At 69.6% G+C, this 15,752-nt stretch carries 16 protein-coding genes; 8 read left to right on the plus strand and 8 right to left on the minus strand.

Annotated elements, in window-relative coordinates; translation table 11 throughout:
- Positions 1 to 2: 2 nt before the first annotated feature.
- Positions 3 to 662, minus strand: a complete 660-nt coding sequence (locus IE246_RS15765; RefSeq protein WP_229837250.1) for a glutathione S-transferase family protein — start codon at positions 660 to 662, stop codon at positions 3 to 5.
- A 206-nt stretch (positions 663 to 868) separates the two neighbouring features.
- Here IE246_RS15765 and IE246_RS15770 point away from each other — a divergent pair, with 206 nt between their 5' ends.
- The 4 genes from IE246_RS15770 (at position 869) to IE246_RS15785 (ending at position 6,004) form a co-directional block, all read left to right on the plus strand.
- Positions 869 to 2,053: an ATP phosphoribosyltransferase regulatory subunit gene (locus tag IE246_RS15770; protein ID WP_308434492.1), complete on the plus strand. Its 1,185-nt coding sequence runs from the start codon at positions 869 to 871 to the stop codon at positions 2,051 to 2,053.
- The gene (locus IE246_RS15775) at positions 2,050 to 3,348 is read left to right on the plus strand and encodes an adenylosuccinate synthase (RefSeq protein WP_189991311.1); all 1,299 of its coding nucleotides are present in this window, start codon (positions 2,050 to 2,052) and stop codon (positions 3,346 to 3,348) included. Before IE246_RS15770 ends, IE246_RS15775 begins: the two co-directional genes overlap by 4 nt.
- A gap of 93 nt (positions 3,349 to 3,441) precedes the next feature.
- A complete protein-coding gene (locus IE246_RS15780) occupies positions 3,442 to 5,442 on the plus strand; it encodes a serine/threonine-protein kinase (protein ID WP_189991313.1) in 2,001 nt (666 codons plus the stop codon).
- Positions 5,443 to 5,494: 52 nt separating this feature from the next.
- Positions 5,495 to 6,004 (plus strand): hypothetical protein, encoded by a 510-nt coding sequence (locus tag IE246_RS15785; protein WP_189991315.1) that lies wholly within the window; start codon positions 5,495 to 5,497, stop codon positions 6,002 to 6,004.
- A 25-nt stretch (positions 6,005 to 6,029) separates the two neighbouring features.
- Here the strand turns inward: IE246_RS15785 and rpoH are convergent, their stop codons facing one another.
- Both rpoH and IE246_RS15795 read right to left on the minus strand, forming a co-directional pair.
- Complete coding sequence (rpoH, locus tag IE246_RS15790; protein ID WP_189991317.1) at positions 6,030 to 6,926, minus strand: RNA polymerase sigma factor RpoH; 897 nt, start codon at positions 6,924 to 6,926, stop codon at positions 6,030 to 6,032.
- 92 nt (positions 6,927 to 7,018) lie between these two features.
- Positions 7,019 to 8,062: an RluA family pseudouridine synthase gene (locus IE246_RS15795; protein WP_189991319.1), complete on the minus strand. Its 1,044-nt coding sequence runs from the start codon at positions 8,060 to 8,062 to the stop codon at positions 7,019 to 7,021.
- Between IE246_RS15795 and IE246_RS15800 the strand changes: the two genes are divergently transcribed.
- The 4 genes from IE246_RS15800 (at position 8,061) to IE246_RS15815 (ending at position 11,534) form a co-directional block, all read left to right on the plus strand.
- A complete protein-coding gene (locus tag IE246_RS15800; protein WP_189991321.1) occupies positions 8,061 to 8,459 on the plus strand; it encodes a hypothetical protein in 399 nt (132 codons plus the stop codon). The two genes, IE246_RS15795 and IE246_RS15800, sit on opposite strands and share 2 nt — an antisense overlap.
- A 128-nt stretch (positions 8,460 to 8,587) precedes the next feature.
- On the plus strand, positions 8,588 to 9,796 hold the full coding sequence (locus IE246_RS15805; protein ID WP_189991323.1) for a CaiB/BaiF CoA transferase family protein: 1,209 nt from the start codon (positions 8,588 to 8,590) through the stop codon (positions 9,794 to 9,796).
- On the plus strand, positions 9,796 to 10,704 hold the full coding sequence (locus IE246_RS15810) for an HpcH/HpaI aldolase/citrate lyase family protein (RefSeq protein ID WP_189991325.1): 909 nt from the start codon (positions 9,796 to 9,798) through the stop codon (positions 10,702 to 10,704). The genes IE246_RS15805 and IE246_RS15810 overlap by 1 nt, the downstream gene beginning before the upstream one ends.
- A 95-nt stretch (positions 10,705 to 10,799) precedes the next feature.
- Entirely contained in the window at positions 10,800 to 11,534 is a 735-nt protein-coding gene (locus tag IE246_RS15815; protein ID WP_229837251.1) for a hypothetical protein, read from the plus strand.
- A 68-nt stretch (positions 11,535 to 11,602) separates the two neighbouring features.
- Here IE246_RS15815 and IE246_RS15820 read toward each other — a convergent pair whose 3' ends face one another.
- The 5 genes from IE246_RS15820 to IE246_RS15840 form a co-directional block, all read right to left on the minus strand.
- Positions 11,603 to 11,959, minus strand: coding sequence for a YggT family protein (locus IE246_RS15820; protein ID WP_189991327.1), 357 nt, complete (start codon positions 11,957 to 11,959; stop codon positions 11,603 to 11,605).
- Between the two features lie 98 nt (positions 11,960 to 12,057).
- A complete protein-coding gene (locus IE246_RS15825; RefSeq protein ID WP_189991329.1) occupies positions 12,058 to 13,887 on the minus strand; it encodes a sodium:solute symporter family protein in 1,830 nt (609 codons plus the stop codon).
- Positions 13,888 to 13,901: 14 nt separating this feature from the next.
- Positions 13,902 to 14,168, minus strand: coding sequence for a DUF4212 domain-containing protein (locus IE246_RS15830; protein ID WP_268245280.1), 267 nt, complete (start codon positions 14,166 to 14,168; stop codon positions 13,902 to 13,904).
- Positions 14,169 to 14,907: 739 nt separating this feature from the next.
- Complete coding sequence (locus IE246_RS15835; RefSeq protein ID WP_189991333.1) at positions 14,908 to 15,441, minus strand: cytochrome b/b6 domain-containing protein; 534 nt, start codon at positions 15,439 to 15,441, stop codon at positions 14,908 to 14,910.
- Positions 15,442 to 15,443: 2 nt separating this feature from the next.
- On the minus strand, positions 15,444 to 15,716 hold the full coding sequence (locus IE246_RS15840) for a PepSY domain-containing protein (protein WP_189991335.1): 273 nt from the start codon (positions 15,714 to 15,716) through the stop codon (positions 15,444 to 15,446).
- Positions 15,717 to 15,752 lie beyond the last annotated feature (36 nt).

The raw sequence follows: 15,752 nt of genomic DNA on the forward strand, positions 1-15,752 counted from the left end.
CGTCAACTCCGTGTGGGCGTCGGTTCGCTCGGAAACGATCGGCCGAACGCCGGCTCGTGTGCCGCGAAGGCGTCGAGCCAGCCGGCGAGGGCGGGGAAGTCCGGGCGCCAGGATACCGGCTGGCGCCAGTCGAGATAGGCGAGCGCGCAGGCGAGGCCGATCGACACCAGGTCGGTCCGCAGCGGGTCGGGCGGCGCCTCGGCGAACGCGGCAAGGCCGCGCCGCACCTTGCCGCGCTGGTGGTCGAGCCAGCGCTCGGACCACGGGCCGTCGGGGCGGAACCGCCGTTCGTACACCATCAGCAGGGCGGCGTCGGCGATGCCGTCGGCCAGCGCCGCCCGGGTCAGCGCCCGATAGCGGGCCTCGCCGCGGGCCGGCAGCAGGCGCTCGGTGCCCGCCTGCTCCTGCAGGAACTCGACGATCACCCGACTGTCGTACAGGGCGGTGCCGTCGGCCAGCAGCAGGCAGGGCATCTTGCCGAGCGGGTTCTGCTGCCGGAGGCTGTCGCCGGCGTCCAGCGTGTCGGCCGGGACCAGCCGGATGCGGTCGGCGAGCCCGAGCACGTCGACCGCGATCCGCACCTTGCGGCCATACGGCGAGGTCAAGGTGGCGCGCAGCACGTAGATATCGGGCGGCGCCCCCGTATGCGGATCGCCGTTCATCGTGTTGTGTCCTTCACGTGTGTCGCGGGCGACTGCGACCCGGAGAGTAGCATCAGCGTGACGGGTTCGGGGGCGATAGCGCAGGCAGGTGGGTGAGCCTGCGGCGAACTGGGGCCGCCGCGACGATCCCGCCGTTGCCCCCGGCGCCGGTTTCCTCTAGGACAATGCGCCCGTCAAAACGCCCCGACGAAGAGGCCTGCGAGCCCGTGTCCGATCCGATGACCGATCTCGGCCGCCGCGCCCTGCTGCCCGCAGGGCTGCGCGACGTGCTGCCGCCCAACGCCGAGAACGAAGCCCGGCTGATCGAGGTGATGGTGGCGCGCACCGCCACCCACGGATACGAGCGCGTCAAGCCGCCGCTGATCGAGTTCGAGACCAGCCTGCTGGAGGGCCCGGGCGCCGCGCTGTCGTCGCGGGTGTTCCGGCTGATGGACCCGATGTCGCAGCGCATGATGGGGGTGCGCGCCGACATGACGGCGCAGGTCGCGCGCATCGCCTCGACCCGGCTGAAGAACGTGCCGCGGCCGCTGCGGCTCTGCTACGCCGGCGAGGTGCTGCACACTACCGCCGAGCAGGTCAGCCCGGAGCGCGAGATGGTGCAGGTCGGCGCCGAGCTGATCGGCAGCCACACCGCCGCGGCCGACGCCGAGATCATCCTGGTCGGCATCGAGGCGCTGCGCGCCGCCGGGATCGAGCGGCTGTCGCTGGACCTGATGGTGCCGCCGCTGGTGCCGGCGGTGCTCGCCGGGCTCGACCTGCCGGCGGCCGAGGCGGCCCGGCTGCGCGCCGCGATCGACCGCAAGGACACCGCCGCGGTCGAGGAACTGGGCGGCAAGGTCGCGCCGGTGCTGACGCGCCTGCTGGCAGCCACCGGGCCGAAGGACAACGCGCTGGCGGCGCTGGCGGGGATCGACCTGCCCGAGGAGGCGCGGGCCGCGCTCGACCGCCTGACCGAGGTGGCCGACCTGGTGGCGGCCGCCGCGCCCGGCCTGGCGATCACCCTGGACCCGGTGGAGAACCGCGGCTTCGAGTATCACACCGGCATCGCGTTCAGCCTGTTCGTGCGCGGGGTGCGGGCCGAGGTCGGGCGTGGCGGCCGGTACCGGCCGAACGGCGACCCGAACGAGACCGCGACCGGTTTCACGCTCTACATGGAGAAGGTGCTGCAGGCCCTGCCGGCGCCGAAGCGGCGCGAGGCGGTGTTCGTGCCGCACGGCGCCCCGCGCGAGGCGGCGGCGGCGCTGCGGGCCGAGGGCCGGGTGACGGTGCAGGGGCTGGAGCCGGTGGCGGACGTGGTGGCCGAGGCCCGGCGCCAGCGCTGCGCCGCGGTCTGGCAGGACGGAAAGGTCATCGCCCTCGGAAAGGCCGGGGCGTCGGAGGACAAGGCATGAGCAACGTCGCCGTGATCGGCGCCCAGTGGGGCGACGAGGGCAAGGGCAAGATCGTCGACTGGCTGTCGGAGCGCGCCGACGTGGTGGTGCGCTTCCAGGGCGGCCACAACGCCGGCCACACGCTGGTGATCGGCAACCAGACCTACAAGCTCAGCCTGCTGCCCTCGGGCGTGGTGCGGCCGGGCAAGCTGTCGGTCATCGGCAGCGGCGTGGTGGTCGATCCCTGGGCGTTCCTCGACGAGCTCGACCGGGTGCGCGGCCAGGGCCTGAACCTGCAGCCGGGCGACCTGCTGATCGCCGAGACCGCGGCGCTGATCCTGCCGGTGCACCGCCGGCTCGACCAGGCGCGCGAGGCGGCGCGCGGCGACGGCAAGATCGGCACCACCGGCCGCGGCATCGGCCCGGCCTACGAGGACAAGGTCGGGCGCCGGGCGGTCCGGGTCGCCGACCTGGGCGAGCCGGAGACCTTGAAGGCCAAGGTCGAGTACCTGGCGCAGCACCACAACGCCTATCTGCGCGGGCTCGGCGAGGAGGAGATCGACCCGGCCGAGCTGCTGGCCTCGCTGGCCGGGATCGCCCCGCGGATCCTGCCGTTCGCCGGCCGGGTGTGGGAGCGGCTGGAGCAGGCGCGGCTGGCCGACAAGCGGATCCTGTTCGAGGGCGCCCAGGCGGTGATGCTGGACGTCGACTACGGCACCTATCCGTACGTGACGTCGTCGAACACCGTGGCCGGCCAGGCCGCCACCGGCTCCGGCATGGGGCCGACCAACATCGGCTATGTGTTGGGCATCACCAAGGCCTACACCACCCGGGTCGGTGCCGGTCCGTTCCCGACCGAGCTGACCGACGCGATCGGCGAGAAACTGGGCGAGCGCGGGCGCGAATTCGGCACCGTGACCGGCCGCAAGCGGCGCTGCGGCTGGTTCGATGCGGTGATGGTCCGCCAGGCGATCAAGACCGGCGGCGTCAACGGCATCGCGCTCACCAAGCTCGACGTCCTCGACGGCTTCGACGAGCTGAAGGTGTGCGTCGGCTACCGGCTGGACGGCCGGGAACTGGACCACCTGCCGGCCGGCCAGGCCGCGCAGGCGCGGGTCGAGCCGATCTACGAGACCATGGAAGGCTGGCAGGACAGTACCCACGGCGCGCGTTCGTGGGCCCAACTGCCGGCCAGCGCCGTCAAGTACATCCGGCGGATCGAGGAACTGATCGAGGCACCGGTGGCGCTGCTGTCGACCAGCCCGGAGCGCGACGACACCATCCTGGTCCGCGATCCGTTCGCCTCGGGGCTCTGACGGGCGCGAGGCCGGCCGCCTTCCGGGCAATGTGGGTGCTTTCGGCGGCACCCCTCGTGCTAGACTTGCCCGGTCGGTTCCCGGGAGCGAGCCATGGCCGAACGTGTCGTCATCAAGGAACGGGTGGAGGTCGACCCCGACCAGCCGCTGCCGGATTTCGACCTGCCTCAGGCCAAGGCCTACAGGGCGACGGCCCGGCGCGAGGAGCACGGGGACCTCGTCGCCTATGTCTGCGACGCCCGCGTTCCCTATCGTCACGAGGACATCGAGCCGGTCCGCGGCCTGACCTCCAGCGCCATGATGCGATTCGTGGAGTGGGGTGTCGCGGCCTGGGCGCCGGCGCGCCGCCGGCTGCCGGTCCTGGTCTACGAGCGTCCGCCGGGCGGCCGGGTCGCGCACGCCATCGCCGACGTGATCGAGCCGATGAGCGACGAACGCATCGTGCGCGGCTTCGTGACGCCGGCGATCGGCATACTCCGCGACCTGTCGACCCGCGGCATACCGCATCGGGCGATACGGCCCGACAACCTGTACTTCGCCGACACCGGCAAGAAGCAGGTGATGCTCGGCGACTGCCTGACGTCGCCGCCGGGACTGAACAACCCCGCGTTCTGCGAGACCCTCGAGCAGGCGATGGCCGAGCCGTCGGCACGCGGCCGCGGCGGGATCGCCGACGACCTGTATTCGCTCGGCGTCTGCATCGTGTTCCTGCTGCTCGGGCGCAACCCGGTCCATGAGCTCGGCAGCACCGAGATCATCGAGCGGAAGATCGCCCAGGGCTCGTACGCGACGCTGACCGCCGGCGCGCGGATCCAGATGAACATGATGGAGCTGCTGCGCGGACTGCTGTCGGACGACGCGCGCGAGCGCTGGTCGGTCCGCGAGGTCGAGCTGTGGATCGGCGGGCGCCGGCTGACGCCGAAGCAGGCCAAGCTGCCGGCCAAGGCGGCACGCCCGATCCTGATCGGCGGGCGCGACCACGAGAACGTGCGGTCGGTGGCCGAGGCGCTGGGCCGCAACTGGCTGGTCGCCGGCGAGGTGGTGCGCGGCCAGGACTTCGACAACTGGCTGCGGCGCAGCCTGAACGACGAGAAGGTGCTCGAGAACGTCAACAAGGTGCTGGGCAACCACGCCGCGGTCCAGAACGCCGCCGAGGCCGAGACCCCGCGGCTGATCACCCGGGCCTGCATGGCCCTGGATCCGGGGGCGCCGATCCGGCACAAGGGGTTCGCCGCCCATGTCGACGGGGTCGGGGCGGCGCTGGCGCTCGACTTCGAGCGCGACGACGTCCGCCAGAAGGTCGCCGACTTCATCAATGGCCGGTTCGTCGGGCTGTGGATGTCGCTGCAGGCCCGCACCCGGTCCGACCTGAACGAGCTCTACGCGCTGTTCGACAAGCTGCCGCTGATCCTGAACCAGACCGGACCCGGGTTCGGGATCGAGCGGGTGCTGTATCAGCTGAACGACCACGTCCACTGCCGCAGCCCGTTGATCGAGCACCTGTACGTGACCCGCATCGAGGAGCTGGTGCCGGCCCTTGAGCGGGTGGCGGCGTCGAAGGACCGCAGCGGCCGGCCGATGGACCGCCACATCGCGGCGTTCGCGGTGGCCCGGTCGCCGGACGTCGACGAGCGGTTCGTGCGGCCGCTGGGCGGCACCGACAACTCCGGCACCGACCATGTCCTGGCGGCCCTGACGCTGCTGGCGCGGGTGCAGGTGATGACCAAGAGCGGACCGGCGCCCAACCTGGCGGCCTGGTTCGTCGACCTCATGAAGTCGGCGGTGAACGGCTTCCACAATCTCAAGCAGCGCAAGGCGATGGAGCAGAGCATCTCGCGCGCCGCCGATACCGGCCTGCTGATGGAGCTGCAGAACATCTACGGCGACACCAAGGCGTCGCAGCGCGACCAGCAGGGCTATACCCGGGCCCAGCAGGAGCACCAGCATTGCGGGGCGCAGATCCAGCAGCTGACGATCGAGCTGCAGAACCGCGACCACATGGCCACCGAGCTCGGCGAACAGGTGGCCGCGGTCACCTCGGGGGTGGTCGGCAGCATCGGCTCGACCGCCATCATCATCATGTTCATGCTATAGACATGGCCGACGCCCAGCTTTCTTCGCATCGACCGATCCCACGTTCGTCGACATGACAGCCAATTCGGCCAGCAGCGCGGCCACCCGCGCGATCTTCTTCATGATCATCGCGGTGATCGGCCTGTTCACCCTGCCGACCATCCTGGTGCTGGGAATCGGCATGCTGCCGACCCTGGGCGCGATGATCACCGATCGCCGCAAGGAGAAGTACGCGACCCTGTGCGTGGGGGCGATGAACTTCACCGGCGTGCTGCCGTTCATGATCCAGTTGTGGACCGAGGATCACTCCTACGAGCACGCGTTCCGGGTCATCGCCCAGCCGGTCACCTGGCTGGTGATGTACGGCGCCGCGGCGCTCGGCTGGGCGATCTACTTCGTGGCGCCGGGGATCGTCGGCATGTTCATCGGCATGCGGACGGAGCAGCGGATCCAGCGGCTTCGGCGGCGCCAGCGCGACCTGGTCGAGGAATGGGGCCCCGGCGTCGCCGGCGGGCGCCGCGAGGCCGACGACGATCGCGCCGGCCAGGATCGGCCTAACCAGGGACGGCCCGGCCGCGAGTGACGCCGCCGGGCCGGGAAAGCTGCGGTCAGCGGCTCTCCTGGACCAGTTTCTCCTCGATCGCGGCGTTGCGGATCGCCTTCTGCAGCTTCTCGAACGCCCGCACCTCGATCTGACGCACCCGCTCGCGGCTGATGTCGTACTCCTGGCTCAGATCCTCGAGCGTCGTCGGATTGTCGCGCAGCCGGCGCTCGGTCAGGATGTGGCGCTCGCGGTCGTTCAGGGTCTCCATGGCATTGTTCAGCAGGCGCCGGCGCTTCGACAGCTCCTCGTCCTCGGCGTACCGGGCCTCCTGGTTCTGCTCCTCGTCGACCAGCCAGTCCTGCCACTCGCCCTCGCCGTCCTGGCGGAGCGGCGCGTTCAGCGAATGGTCCGGACTCTGCAGGCGGCGGTTCATCGAGACCACGTCGGCCTCGGAGACCTCCAGCTTCTCGGCGATCGCCTTGACCCGCTCGGGCGACAGGTCGCCGTCCTCGATCGCCTGCATCTGGCCCTTCAGCCGGCGCAGGTTGAAGAACAGCTTCTTCTGCGCCGCCGTGGTGCCCATCTTCACCAGCGACCAGGAATGCAGGATGTACTCCTGGATCGAGGCCCGGATCCACCACATGGCGTAGGTGGCGAGGCGGAAGCCGCGCTCCGGGTCGAAGCGCTTCACCGCCTGCATCATGCCGACGTTGCCCTCCGAGATCAGCTCGGCGAGCGGCAGGCCGTAGCCGCGGTAGCCCATGGCGATCTTGGCGACCAGCCGCAGGTGGCTGGTGACCAGCTTGTGTGCGGAATCGACGTCGCCGTGCTCGCGCCACGACTTGGCGAGCACGTACTCCTCGCCGGGCTCCAGCATCGGAAACTTCCGAATCTCCTGGAGGTAGCGGGAGAGGTTGCCCTCGACGCTGATGGACGGAAGACTCGCGCGTGGAGCCGCCATTTCGATCCTACCCCTGTGTGTCCTGGACAGCCTGAATGCCCCGGCTTTGTGGTATAAATAGGACCATTGAGGTCTGATTTGAAGAGGGCGCGCTATCCGGCGCCCTCGAGACCGGCGAGCAGCGCGGCGATGTCAGCCGGCAGCGGGCTCTCGAAGCGCAGCGCCTCGCCGCTGACCGGGTGTGCGAAGCCGAGCACGGCCGCGTGCAGGGCCTGCCGCGGGAACCCCCGCAGCTTGTCGCGAACTGCGTCCGGCAGCCCGGCGAGACGCGCGGTCCGGCCGCGGCCGTAGACCGGGTCGCCGACCAGCGGATGGCCGATATGGGTCAGGTGGACGCGGATCTGGTGGGTGCGCCCGGTCTCCAGGCGGCACTCCAGCAGGGAAGCGGCCTCGCCGAACCGGCGCAGCGTGCGGTAGTGGGTGACCGCCGGCTTGCCGGACCCCTCGGGGCGGACCGCCATGCGGATGCGGTCGCGCGGATGCCGGCCGATCGCGCCCTCGATCCGGCCGGCCGGCGGCACCGGTACGCCCCAGCACACCGCCCGGTAGGCCCGTTCGATCTCGTGCTCGGCGAACAGCCGGGCGAGCGCATGGTGGGCGGCGTCGGTCTTGGCGACCACCAGCAGGCCGCTGGTGTCCTTGTCGATGCGGTGCACGATGCCGGGCCGCTTGACGCCGCCGATCCCCGACAGGCTGTCGCCGCAATGGGCGATCAGGGCGTTGACCAGCGTGTCCTTCGGGGCGCCGGGCGCCGGGTGCACGGTCATGCCGGCCGGCTTGTCGATCACGATCAGGGCGTCGTCCTCGTAGACCACCGACAGCGGCAGGTCCTGGGCCTCGGGCTCGGCCGGGGCCGCCGGCGGCACCTCGATCCGGTAGCGTGCGCCCGGTTTGACCGGGTCCGAGGGGTCGGATATGGTCGCGCCGTCCGCTTGAACCTGGCCGTCCAGTATTAACGATTTCAGTCGGTTACGGGAAAGCGGCGGGCAGTCGTCACGGGCGTCGAGGCAGCGCGTCAGCCAGCGGTCGATCCGGTCGCCCGGATGCGCGGCGAGGGCTTCGGCGGTGGCCTCGACGACGACGACGGTCGGCGCTGTAATCCCGGTCGGAACCGGGCACTGGGGATCGGAATTCATGGCCGGCAACATAGGACAAGGCGGTACCCCCGAGAAGCGGCCGGTCGTGCCGTATCTTGGTGCGGTCAAGGTTGCGGCGGTCGTGATGGGCGTCATGATCGTGGCCGGGCTCGGCATCCTGGGGGTGACGGTCGCCAAGCGACTTGGCGGCGCCGGCTCCGACCAGCCGGAGGCGGCCGTCGCGGTCGCCGTGCCGACCGCGCCGCCGACGGCTTTCGGCGAGGTGTCGCTGCAGCTGCCGCCGCGGGCCCGCATCCTCGACATGGCGATGGACCAGCGCCGGCTGGTCCTGCACCTGCAGCTCGCCGGGCGCGACAAGGCGCTGATGGTTGTCGACCTGGAGAGCGGCCGTTCGCTCGGCCTGATCAGGCTGGAGCCGGACCCGCTGCAGCCGTGAGACACCATTTCCGGTTCGCGAACTTCACCGGCGCCGCCGGCGTCGCTATCGTCGGCTGACCGAAGACCCGCCTCGCCCGGCGCGCCGACCGCCGATACCATCTTTTCAGCCCTGGAGGAGACTGCCCGATGAGCGGCGTTGAGAAGTCCTGGGAGCCGGACGCGCCGGGGGCGCTCGACGGCATCCGCGTGCTGGACCTGTCGCGCCTGGTGGCCGGCAACGCCGTCACCCACGTGCTGGCCGACCACGGCGCCGAGGTCGTCAAGATCGAGAAGCCGAAGGTCGGCGACGACCTGCGGAACTGGCGGACCGAGGGCGTGTCGACCCACTGGAAAGTCTACTGCCGGAACAAGAAGAGCGTGACCCTGGACTTCCGCCATCCGCGGGCGGTCGAGCTGATGCTCGACCTGGCGGCGACCTCGCGGGTGCTGGTCGAGAACTTCAAGCCCGGCACCCTGGAGGCCATGGGCATCGGCCCGGACGTGCTGCACGCCCGCAACCCGGACCTGATCGTCGTGCGGATCTCCGGCTGGGGCCAGGACGGCATGTGGGCGCACAAGCCCGGCTTCGGCAGCCTGGTCGAGGCGATGAGCGGGTTCGCCGCGATGAACGGCTTCGGCGACCGGCCGCCGGTGCTGCCGCCGCTGGCGCTGGCCGACATGATCGCCGGCCTGTACGGCGCGTTCTCGGTGATGGTGGCGATCCGCGAGATCGAGGCCAAGGGCGGCAATGGGCAGGTGATCGACCTGCCGCTGTTCGACCCGATCCATTCGGTGCTCGGCCCGATCGTCGCCAACTACGACCTGTCCGGCCGGGTGCCGGAACGCCTGGGCTCGCTGTCCAACCAGACCGCGCCGCGCAACGTGTACCGCTGCAGCGACGGCAAGTACGTGGCGCTCAGCGGTTCGATGCAGGCGATGGCCGAGCGGCTGTTCCGGACCATCGGCCGGCCGGAGCTGATCGACGACCCCCGCTTTCGCACCAACACCGACCGGGTCCGCAACAACCACGAGCTCGACCCGATCGTCGGCGCCTTCATGGCCGAGCGGACCCAGGAGGAATGCCTGGCGATCTTCGAGAAGGCCGGCGTCACCGTCGGCGCCGTGGCCGACGTGGCGCAGCTCGCCGAGCACCCGTACCCGCTCGACCGCGAGGTCATCGTCTCGATGCCGGACGCCGATACCGGCCGGCTGGCCATGCACAACGTGATCCCACGGCTGTCCGAGACCCCCGGCAAGCTGCGCCGGCCGGCGCCGGAGTTGGGGGAGCACAACGACGAGATCTGGCGGGCGCTCGGGCACGACCCGGCGGCCCTGGCGGCGGAAGGAGCGCTGTGATGACCGGGACGACCGACGTCGGGATCGCCGACATGCCGCTGTGGCGCTCGCTGCTGTACGTTCCGGCGACCGCCGAGCGGTTCGTGGCCAAGGCGGCCGACCGTGGCGCCGACGGCGTAATCCTGGACCTTGAGGATTCGATCCCGCCGGACGGCAAGGCGGCGGCCCGGGCGGCGCTGGCGACCGCCGTGCCGACGGTGGCGGCCGGCGGCGGCGAGGTGCTGGTCCGCATCAACCGGCCGTGGCGGCTGGCGCTGCCGGACCTGGAGGCCTCGGTGATCGCCGGCGTGACCGGCCTGTGCCTGCCCAAGGTCGACTCCCGCCACCATCTGGTGGAGATCGATCAGGTGGTCTCCGAGCTCGAGGCCGAGCGCGACCTGCCGGTCGGGCGGATCCGGTTCTGCGTGCTGGTCGAGACCGCCCAGGGCATTGCCGAGGCTCGTGAGATCGCCAAGGGGCCGCGGGTTGCGGGAATCGTGGCCGGCGGCGAGGACCTGGCGGCCGATCTCGGCCTGCCGGAGCCCGACCCCGAGGTGCTGGCGCCGTACGAGGCGGCGGTGCGGCTGGCGGCGCGCGAAGCCGGTGTGATGCCGATCGGCTATCCCGGCTCGATCGCCGAGTTTACCGATCTCGATCTGTTCCGGCGCTGTGCCGAGGCCGGCCGCCGGGCCGGGTCGGAGGGCGGCATGGCGATCCATCCGGCCCAGGTGCCGGTGCTGAACGCCGCGTTCGCGCCGAGTGCGGAGGAGATCGCGCACGCCGAGGGGCTGCTGGCAGCGTTCGAGTCGGCCCTGGCCCAGGGTCTGGGGGCGGTCGCCTACAAGGGCAAGATGATCGACAAGCCGATCGTCGACCGGGCCCGCCGAATCCTGGAGATGCGCGACCGGATCGCCGCCCGCCGGGGCTGAGCGCGCGCCGCTCCGGCTGCTTTGTTGCCGGCCGCGCGGAACCTCCCTAGGCTGTCTGCGGGCCGTCTGGGGCGGCCGGCGGGCAGGGAGGCGGCATGCGGCGTCTCAGGCGGGTCGAACGGCCGGAACCGGCGTTCGGGGGCCTTATCGAGGGACTTCGGACGCTCGGCCAGTCGGGCGAGTTGTGGCGGACCATCCGCGACTATCTCGGCCTGGGCCGGAGCCGGCGGCGGGAGCCCGTGGCCGACCGCGAGACCCTCAGGCGGTTCCTGGCGACCCGCGCGAGCCACGTGGCGCAGATCTCTCTCTACGGATACCTGCGGACCCGGGCCGGCATGCGCTACCCCGAACTGTTCGACGACGACGGGTTCGTCCACTCGATCAACATCGCGAAATGGCAGATGTGGCTGGCCTGCCTCTCCGACCTGGCGGTGTTCGCCGGTGGGCTGATGGCGCGCGACCTGCCGTCCGCGGTTCCCGAGATCGGGGCGGCGGTGCGCGAGGCGGTCGCGGAGATCCTGGCGGAAACCGGCAAGCCGACCGACTCCGGACCGGCGTTCGAGGAGAGTGCCCGGGCGGTCCTGGCCCGTATCGAGGCCTGCGACTGGACAGCCGTCACCGACGACGCCGCCGCTTTCGTCGAGAGTCCGCCGGCGCTGGTGCGCTGGGCGCCGATCGTCGACGAGCTGAAGGAGCTGGACGAGCCGATCGTCCTGAACTCGGTCCGGTTCCGGTGGCGCGAGGTGCGGCAGAACCTTCGCGATACCCTCGACACGGCGGCCGTCCTCCGGGACGGGCAGCGCGAAGCGGGAGCGACCGGATCGTGCTGATGGGGGTCGACTAACGGGACCTGCTGATCGGCGGCTTCACCGGACCGACGGCCGCGAGTGACGGCGGCCTAGTTCTGGAAGCGGTACATGAGCGACGCCAGGCCGCGCGCGATCTCGCCCTCCAGCGGGAACGACAGCATGCCCATAACCGAGTACCCGAGCAGCCAGGGCATCAGGTAGAAGCGGGCCATGTAGAAGAACCAGGCGACGTACAACGGCCAGAAACGCTGGTCGAGGAAGCCCGGCGTGACCGGACGGAACACCCGGATCAGCGGGTCGGTCGAGCGCACGAAGAACCGCATGAAGAAGAAGCTGGAGTTCTCCGGCAGGAACAGGCCCATCCCGAACCGGCCGATCAGCGTCCACATGACGACGCCGAGGACATAATCGATCACCACGGCCCACAGCGGGACGAAGTCCTCCATTGTCGGCAATCCCCCTAAGCTGTCGTCAGTGCAGCAATAGCCCGAAAAAGCGAAGCCGGGGAGAGGCGAGCTCCCCCCGGCTTCCCGTATGCGTCTGGTCAGTGCGTCGAGCCGAGGATGGTCTGGCCGGACGGGATCCGGACTTCGTCGACCATGTCCTGGGTCTCCTTGTCCGGGGCCTCGGTCAGCAGCGATACCACCACCATCGAGATCAGGCTCGCGCCCGCTCCGATGATGCCGAACCGCAGATGATCGATGCCGATCCAGGGCTCCATGCCCGCGAAGCGGACCATGTAGAGGTACCAGGACCCGGCTGCCAGCCCGATCGCCATGCCGGCGATCGCACCCGGACGGTTGGCGCGTTTCCACCACACGCCGAGCACCAGCGGGAAGAACAGGCCCGACATCGCGAAGTCGAAGGCCCAGGCCACCGCTCCGAGAATGCCGGTCAGCTTCAGGCTGGCCACGAACGCACCCGCCGCACCGATCACGATGAGCAGGACGCGGGCGACCAGCAGTCGCTTCCGGGTCTCCGCCTTCGGGTCGATGATCTTGTAGTACAGATCATGCGACAGCGCGTTGGCGATCGCCAGCAGCAGGCCGTCGGCCGTCGACATCGCCGCCGCCATGCCGCCCGCGGCCACCAGGCCGGAGATGACATAGGGCAGCCCCGCGATCTCCGGAGTCGCCAGCACGACGATGTCGGCGCGCATGAAGAACTCGTTGATCTGCAGGATGCCGTCGCCGTTGCTGTCGACGATCTTCAGCATGTCGACCGCGCTCCACTTCTGGATCCATTCGAGCGCGTTCACGTCCGATACCGCCTTGCCGATGATGCTGGTGGCCAGGTTCGGATCGAGAACCTGCAGCTTGGTCAGCGTGGCGAGCGCCGGGGCCGTGAAGTAAAGCAGCGTGATGAAGAACAGCGACCACGCCACCGAGCTGCGCGCCGCCCGGACGGACGGGGTGGTGAAGTAGCGCATCAGGATGTGCGGCAGCGACGCGGTGCCGAGCATCATGCACGCCACCAGGGTCACGAACTGCCACGACGCCAGCGCGGTGTTGGCCGGCGTGGCGTGCAGGACCGTCAGCGCGCTCATGCCGGCGACCTTGTCGACCGGCTTCAGCACTCCGACCTGCAGCATCGGTTCCAGCTCGTTGATGCGGGCGACCGCATCGCCGTAGGCGAACTGCGGGAACCAGCCGAAGTCCTGTTTGATGGACATCCAGAACACCGGCACCAGGTAGGCGATGATCAGCACGATGTACTGGGCCACCTGGGTCCAGGTCACCGCCCGCATGCCGCCGAGCATCGAGCACAGCAGGATGCCGAGGAGACCGAACCAGACGCCGACCTCGAACGGGATCTGCAGGGCGCGGGCGGCGATCGTGCCGGTGGCGTTGATCTGCGCCGTCACATAGGTGAACGACGCGACCACCAGGACGACCACGGCCAGGAACCGGGCGAGGTTGCCGCCGTAGCGGGTGCCGATGAAGTCCGGCACCGTGTAGCAGCCGAACTTGCGGAGGTACGGCGCCATCAGTACCGCGACCAGGACGTAGCCGCCGGTCCAGCCGACCACGAACGCCAGGTACGGGTGACCGGCCATGTAGATGCCGCCGGCCATCGCCACGAACGACGCGCCGGACATCCAGTCCGCCGCGGTCGCCATGCCGTTGAACACCGGCGGAACCTCGCGGCCGGCGACGTAGTAGGCGTCGACCTGCATGGTTCGCGACAGCCACCCGATCATGGCGTAGATCACGATGGTGAAGCCGACGAACAGGAGGCCGATCGTATCGGCGCTGAGGCCGGCCTGCTCGAGGATCGCCATGAGGACGACGAACAGCAGGAAGCCGCCCGTGTACATGGCGTAGATCTTGGGAAGGTTGTCTACGAACCGTCCCTGGATTCGAAACCAGCTCATGTTGCGTACCCCCGTCAGTCTTCTTCAGCCACGCCGCATTCGCGGTCGATGCGATCCTGCTGTTTCACGAAGATGAACAGCTGGATCACGAACGCGAACAGCGAGCCCTGGGCGGCCATGTAGAAGCCGACAGGGAAGTGCAGGAAGCTGATCTTGTTGAGGTCGGCCGCGAACCACTGGACGAGATAGGCGAAGAAGAACCAGACCACCAGATGCGCGATCATCAGGTTCCTGGTTCTGTTCCAGTGTTCTTGTCGGTTGTCCGAGGCGTGATCGGTCACCGTCTTTTCCTCCCCTTGAGGTCGGGGGTGTATATTGGGATTTCAGAGTATCTGAATTTTTATTCAAACCCCCAAGATGGGCAGCCTATCCACCCATACTGTTTTGTATATTAACGTGATTCTCCGGTCTTGGAAAGCAAAGCGGAAAGGAGTGTTGGGGAGCGACAAGGGGATCGCGTCATCTGTCCGCGAAGCCGGGGAACGAATCGTTGGAAGCGCAGCGGTCTGCTCCACGATATCTTCGGGGCAGTGTCCGAATTCTTGGGGTCGGCCATTGGGAGGCCGTCCACGCGACGCGCGGAAGCAGGATGGGGTCTCGCGTGTCTCGCGTGCGGTCGGTCGCTTCGAGCGTGCCGGGAATGGGGTCGCCCCGTCCTCCGGGCGATCACGTTCCGGGGCTTCGCCTCCACGACCGTCGCGTCGCCGCCCCCGACGGCATCGGCGCGTCCGCAGTTTTCGAGTGCTTCTGTTGCGCTTCTCTCCGCGATGAGGGGGCTGTTTCCCCCTGAAGCGGGCCACCCGCTGTGCCCGGCGAATCTGTCGAAAACGACATTACTATGGCAACCTGCAGTACGGTATCGGGTGAGAAAACACAGTCAACAACCGACTGAAATTCCGCGCCGAGTTTGTCAATTAATCGTCCTGCCGGACTGTCATTCTGTAAATTATTGACAAGCCGCGTCGACGGACGGCCCCGTGCCGGGCGAGCGCCGCCTGTCGTCGACGGTGCGGTGGCCGGCTATTGCGCCGGCTCGCCGAGGCGCTTGCGTCCGGTGACCATCGCCCGGATGAGGTTCTCGCCCTCCCGGATGCTGGCGAGCAGGACGCCGGCGATATGCAGGGCGACCAGGACGACCAGCCCGTCGGCCAGCGTCTCGTGGGCCTCCTCGATCCAGTCGACGCCCCAGAGCGCGTCGGTGGTTCCGAGCCAGCCGGTCAGTCCGAGACCGAGGATCGTCGCCAGCAGGGCGACGATCATGGCGCCGCCGGCCGGGTTGTGGCCCAGATGGCGCCGCTCGCGCCCGGCAGCCAGGTCCCTGAGGTAGGCCAGCACGGTCGACGGGCCCCGCACGAAATCGGAGAACCGGGCATGCCGGGAGCCGACGAAGCCCCAGACGACGCGGAGCGCCACGATCCCGACGGCGGCGTACCCGGCGGTTTCGTGCAGGGCCTGCCACTCGTCGCCGCTGATCCAGGCGACGGCGATGCTTGCGACCAGCGCCCAATGGGCGACCCGCACGATCGGGTCCCAGACCCGGATCTTCCCGGCCATGGTCAGCTGTCCCCGTCCGTGCCCGCCGGCTGCAGGGTCCGGGGGTCGAAGTGGCCTTCCTTCCGGTTCCCTGCGGCATCGATCGCGTAGACCTCGTAGCAGCCGTCCTCGACCTTGATGCGCCGGATCCGCCAGTGATCGGCCTCGAGCCTGGCGCGCAGGGCGTGCTCGGGCTGCCACTGGTCGCGCGGGACGGCACAGCGATCGCCGTCGGCGTGGGCGATGCCGGCCCCGAGAACCAGGGCCAGCGGCAGCGCCAGGTAGAACCGCTTCATGGAAATCTCCGTTGGTTTGATCGACGATGGGGGTTG

It is taken from the genome of Thalassobaculum fulvum (genome assembly GCF_014652915.1).
Lineage (GTDB): Bacteria > Pseudomonadota > Alphaproteobacteria > Thalassobaculales > Thalassobaculaceae > Thalassobaculum_A > Thalassobaculum_A fulvum.

Coding starts and splice junctions, on each gene's coding strand:
- rpoH (WP_189991317.1), bottom strand. CDS start 6,926: ATGGCGGCTCCACGCGCGAGTCTTCCGTCCATCAGCGTCGAGGGCAAC.
- IE246_RS15765 (WP_229837250.1), bottom strand. CDS start 662: ATGAACGGCGATCCGCATACGGGGGCGCCGCCCGATATCTACGTGCTG.
- IE246_RS15840 (WP_189991335.1), bottom strand. CDS start 15,716: ATGAAGCGGTTCTACCTGGCGCTGCCGCTGGCCCTGGTTCTCGGGGCC.
- IE246_RS15800 (WP_189991321.1), top strand. CDS start 8,061: ATGGCCGGCAACATAGGACAAGGCGGTACCCCCGAGAAGCGGCCGGTC.
- IE246_RS15785 (WP_189991315.1), top strand. CDS start 5,495: ATGACAGCCAATTCGGCCAGCAGCGCGGCCACCCGCGCGATCTTCTTC.
- IE246_RS15810 (WP_189991325.1), top strand. CDS start 9,796: ATGACCGGGACGACCGACGTCGGGATCGCCGACATGCCGCTGTGGCGC.
- IE246_RS15815 (WP_229837251.1), top strand. CDS start 10,800: ATGCGGCGTCTCAGGCGGGTCGAACGGCCGGAACCGGCGTTCGGGGGC.
- IE246_RS15780 (WP_189991313.1), top strand. CDS start 3,442: ATGGCCGAACGTGTCGTCATCAAGGAACGGGTGGAGGTCGACCCCGAC.
- IE246_RS15775 (WP_189991311.1), top strand. CDS start 2,050: ATGAGCAACGTCGCCGTGATCGGCGCCCAGTGGGGCGACGAGGGCAAG.
- IE246_RS15820 (WP_189991327.1), bottom strand. CDS start 11,959: ATGGAGGACTTCGTCCCGCTGTGGGCCGTGGTGATCGATTATGTCCTC.
- IE246_RS15835 (WP_189991333.1), bottom strand. CDS start 15,441: ATGGCCGGGAAGATCCGGGTCTGGGACCCGATCGTGCGGGTCGCCCAT.
- IE246_RS15795 (WP_189991319.1), bottom strand. CDS start 8,062: ATGAATTCCGATCCCCAGTGCCCGGTTCCGACCGGGATTACAGCGCCG.
- IE246_RS15805 (WP_189991323.1), top strand. CDS start 8,588: ATGAGCGGCGTTGAGAAGTCCTGGGAGCCGGACGCGCCGGGGGCGCTC.
- IE246_RS15825 (WP_189991329.1), bottom strand. CDS start 13,887: ATGAGCTGGTTTCGAATCCAGGGACGGTTCGTAGACAACCTTCCCAAG.